General features: G+C 49.7%; 1 tRNA gene and 3 rRNA genes. All 4 read left to right on the plus strand.

The features are described from left to right. A 16S ribosomal RNA gene (locus A9G03_RS12155) occupies positions 1 to 889 on the plus strand; the annotation flags it as partial. 52 nt (positions 890 to 941) lie between these two features. Next, a tRNA-Glu gene (locus A9G03_RS12160) sits at positions 942 to 1017 on the plus strand. A gap of 211 nt (positions 1018 to 1228) precedes the next feature. Continuing rightward, a 23S ribosomal RNA gene (locus tag A9G03_RS12165) occupies positions 1229 to 4127 on the plus strand. 152 nt (positions 4128 to 4279) lie between these two features. Next, positions 4280 to 4351, plus strand: a 5S ribosomal RNA gene (gene rrf, locus A9G03_RS12170); the annotation flags it as partial.

A 4351-nucleotide genomic window follows, 5' to 3' on the forward strand; every position in this document is an offset into this window, starting at 1 on the left:
GAGTATTGTAGAGGAAGGTAGAATTCCACGTGTAGCGGTGAAATGCGTAGAGATGTGGAGGAATACCGGTGGCGAAGGCGGCCTTCTGGACAGATACTGACGCTGAGATGCGAAAGCGTGGGGAGCAAACAGGATTAGATACCCTGGTAGTCCACGCTGTAAACGATGTCGATTTGGAGTTTGTTGCCCTGAGTGATGGGCTCCGAAGCTAACGCGATAAATCGACCGCCTGGGGAGTACGGCCGCAAGGTTAAAACTCAAATGAATTGACGGGGGCCCGCACAAGCGGTGGAGCATGTGGTTTAATTCGATGCAACGCGAAGAACCTTACCTGGTCTTGACATCCACAGAATCTTGCAGAGATGCGAGAGTGCCTTCGGGAACTGTGAGACAGGTGCTGCATGGCTGTCGTCAGCTCGTGTTGTGAAATGTTGGGTTAAGTCCCGCAACGAGCGCAACCCTTATCCTTTGTTGCCAGCGGTTTGGCCGGGAACTCAAAGGAGACTGCCGTTGATAAAGCGGAGGAAGGTGGGGACGACGTCAAGTCATCATGGCCCTTACGACCAGGGCTACACACGTGCTACAATGGCGTATACAAAGGGAGGCGACCTCGCGAGAGCAAGCGGACCTCATAAAGTACGTCTAAGTCCGGATTGGAGTCTGCAACTCGACTCCATGAAGTCGGAATCGCTAGTAATCGTGAATCAGAATGTCACGGTGAATACGTTCCCGGGCCTTGTACACACCGCCCGTCACACCATGGGAGTGGGTTGCACCAGAAGTAGATAGCTTAACCTTCGGGAGGGCGTTTACCACGGTGTGGTCCATGACTGGGGTGAAGTCGTAACAAGGTAACCGTAGGGGAACCTGCGGTTGGATCACCTCCTTACGAAGCGCTCGTAAGTGTTCACACAGATTGTTTGTTTGTAAGAGATAATTAAGTCCCCTTCGTCTAGAGGCCTAGGACATCGCCCTTTCACGGCGGTAACAGGGGTTCGAATCCCCTAGGGGACGCCATACAACGTGACGTAATTATTTCTTAAAAAAATTATTTTTGTATTTATTTGATATTCGAATGAATAGAAAGATAACGCTCTTTAACAATTAGGAACAAGCTGAAAGAAACGAGTTCTCGTTTTTACGGAAAGCATTTGTATGTAAGTATAAATGTAGTGAAGTAGAAAAGAGAAAAAAGCGTAATTAAAACCAAGACAACTGTGAGTTGTAAGGTTAAGAAATTAAGCGTACACGGTGGATGCCTAGGCAATCAGAGGCGATGAAGGACGTGTTAATCTGCGAAAAGCGACGGTGAGCCGATAAAAGGCGCTATAACCGTTGATGTCCGAATGGGGAAACCCAGTGCAGGTGACTGCACTATCATCTGATGAATACATAGTCAGATGAGGCGAACCGGGAGAACTGAAACATCTAAGTACCCCGAGGAAAAGAAATCAACCGAGATTCCCAAAGTAGCGGCGAGCGAAATGGGAGCAGCCCAAGCGGGTAGCATAATGTATTAGTGGAAGCGTCTGGAAAGTCGCACGATAGAGGGTGAAAGTCCCGTACATGAAAGTGGATTATGTGGAAGCTTATAGAGTAGGGCGGGACACGTGATATCCTGTCTGAAGATGGGGGGACCATCCTCCAAGGCTAAATACTCCTGATTGACCGATAGTGAACCAGTACCGTGAGGGAAAGGCGAAAAGAACCCCGGGAGGGGAGTGAAATAGACCCTGAAACCGTGTACGTACAATCAGTGGGAGCATATACCGTTGGGTATGTGTGACTGCGTACCTTTTGTATAATGGGTCAGCGACTTATATTCTGTAGCAAGGTTAACCGAATAGGGGAGCCGAAGGGAAACCGAGTATTAACTGTGCGTTAAGTTGCAGGGTATAGACCCGAAACCCGGTGATCTAGCCATGGGCAGGTTGAAGGTTGGTTAACACTAACTGGAGGACCGAACCGACTAATGTTGAAAAATTAGCGGATGACCTGTGGCTGGGGGTGAAAGGCCAATCAAACCGGGAGATAGCTGGTTCTCCCCGAAAGCTATTTAGGTAGCGCCTCATGAGTAACTGTTGGGGGTAGAGCACTGTTTCGGCTAGGGGGCCATCCCGGCTTACCAACCCGATGCAAACTCCGAATACTGACAAGTTTAATCATGGGAGACACACGGCGGGTGCTAACGTTCGTCGTGAAGAGGGAAACAACCCAGACCGCCAGCTAAGGTCCCAAAGTCATAGTTAAGTGGGAAACGAAGTGGGAAGGCTTAGACAGCTAGGATGTTGGCTTAGAAGCAGCCATCATTTAAAGAAAGCGTAATAGCTCACTAGTCGAGTCGGCCTGCGCGGAAGATGTAACGGGGCTAAAACTATGCACCGAAGCTGCGGCAGTGCACGCAAGTGTATTGGGTAGGGGAGCGTTCTGTAAGCCGTCGAAGGTGTGTTGTGAGGCATGCTGGAGGTATCAGAAGTGCGAATGCTGACATAAGTAACGATAAAGCGGGTGAAAAGCCCGCTCGCCGGAAGACCAAGGGTTCCTGTCCAACGTTAATCGGGGCAGGGTGAGTCGACCCCTAAGGAGAGGCCGAAGGGCGTATCTGATGGGAAACGGGTTAATATTCCCGTACTGGCTATAACTGCGATGGGGGGACGAAGAAGGCTAGGTTTACCACCTATTGGATGGTGGGTTAAGCGTGTAGGGGTGTGATTAGGCAAATCCGGTCACTGAAACTCTGAGGCGTGATGACGAGCTACTAAGGTAGTGAAGTAATTGATGCCCTGCTTCCAGGAAAATCCTCTAAGCTTCAGGTTATAGTTAATCGTACCCGAAACCGACACAGGTGGTCAGGTAGAGAATACTCAGGCGCTTGAGAGAACTCGGGTGAAGGAACTAGGCAAAATGGTGCCGTAACTTCGGGAGAAGGCACGCTGATGGTAATTGAAATCCCATGCGGATGGAGGTGAAATCAGTCGAAGATACCAGCTGGCTGCAACTGTTTAATAAAAACACAGCACTGTGCAAACACGAAAGTGGACGTATACGGTGTGACGCCTGCCCGGTGCTGGAAGGTTAATTGATGGGGTTATGCGTAAGCAGAAGCTCTTGATCGAAGCCCCAGTAAACGGCGGCCGTAACTATAACGGTCCTAAGGTAGCGAAATTCCTTGTCGGGTAAGTTCCGACCTGCACGAATGGCGTAATGATGGCCAGGCTGTCTCCACCCGAGACTCAGTGAAATTGAAATTGCCGTGAAGATGCGGTGTACCCGTGGCAAGACGGAAAGACCCCGTGAACCTTTACTATAGCTTGACAGTGAACATTGAGCCTTAATGTGTAGGATAGGTGGGAGACTAAGAAGCATGCACGCCAGTGTGTGTGGAGTCGCCCTTGAAATACCACCCTTTAATGTTTGATGTTCTAACCTATACTTCTGAATCGAGGTAAGGGACACTGTCTGGTGGGTAGTTTGACTGGGGCGGTCTCCTCCCAAAGAGTAACGGAGGAGCACGAAGGTTAGCTAATCCTGGTCGGACATCAGGAGGTTAGTGCAATGGCAAAAGCTAGCTTGACTGCGAGAGTGACGGCTCGAGCAGGTACGAAAGTAGGTCATAGTGATCCGGTGGTTCTGAATGGAAGGGCCATCGCTCAACGGATAAAAGGTACTCCGGGGATAACAGGCTGATACCGCCCAAGAGTTCATATCGACGGCGGTGTTTGGCACCTCGATGTCGGCTCATCACATCCTGGGGCTGAAGTAGGTCCCAAGGGTACGGCTGTTCGCCGTTTAAAGTGGTACGCGAGCTGGGTTTAGAACGTCGTGAGACAGTTCGGTCCCTATCTGCCATGGGCGTAGGAAAATTGAGAGGGTTTGCTTCTAGTACGAGAGGACCGAAGTGAACGCACCGCTGGTGTTCGGGTTGTGATGCCAATTGCATTGCCCGGTAGCTACGTGCGGAATAGATAAGTGCTGAAAGCATCTAAGCACGAAACTAGCCTCGAGATGAGTTTTCCCTGATGAGAATCAGTAAGGTCCGTTTGAGACTAAGACGTAGATAGGTCAGGTGTGTAAGTGTAGTGATACATTGAGCTAACTGATACTAATGAACCGAGAGTCTTAACCTTACAACTCGGAGTTGTTTTGGATACGCGAAGTTGAGAGTAAGAAGTCATCGAAAGATGGTTAAAGATTAATAAAACAGTTTGTTCCGGATTGAGCGATTGATGAAGATATGTGATAATGTTCGTCAATTGAGAGAAAGAGAAGACAGGATATGTCTGGCGGTAATAGCGCGGTGGTCCCACCTGACCCCATGCCGAACTCAGAAGTGAAACGCCGTAGTGCCGAT

This window comes from Gilliamella sp. wkB171 (assembly GCF_001693755.1).
Classification (GTDB): Bacteria; Pseudomonadota; Gammaproteobacteria; order Enterobacterales; family Orbaceae; genus Gilliamella; species Gilliamella apicola_F.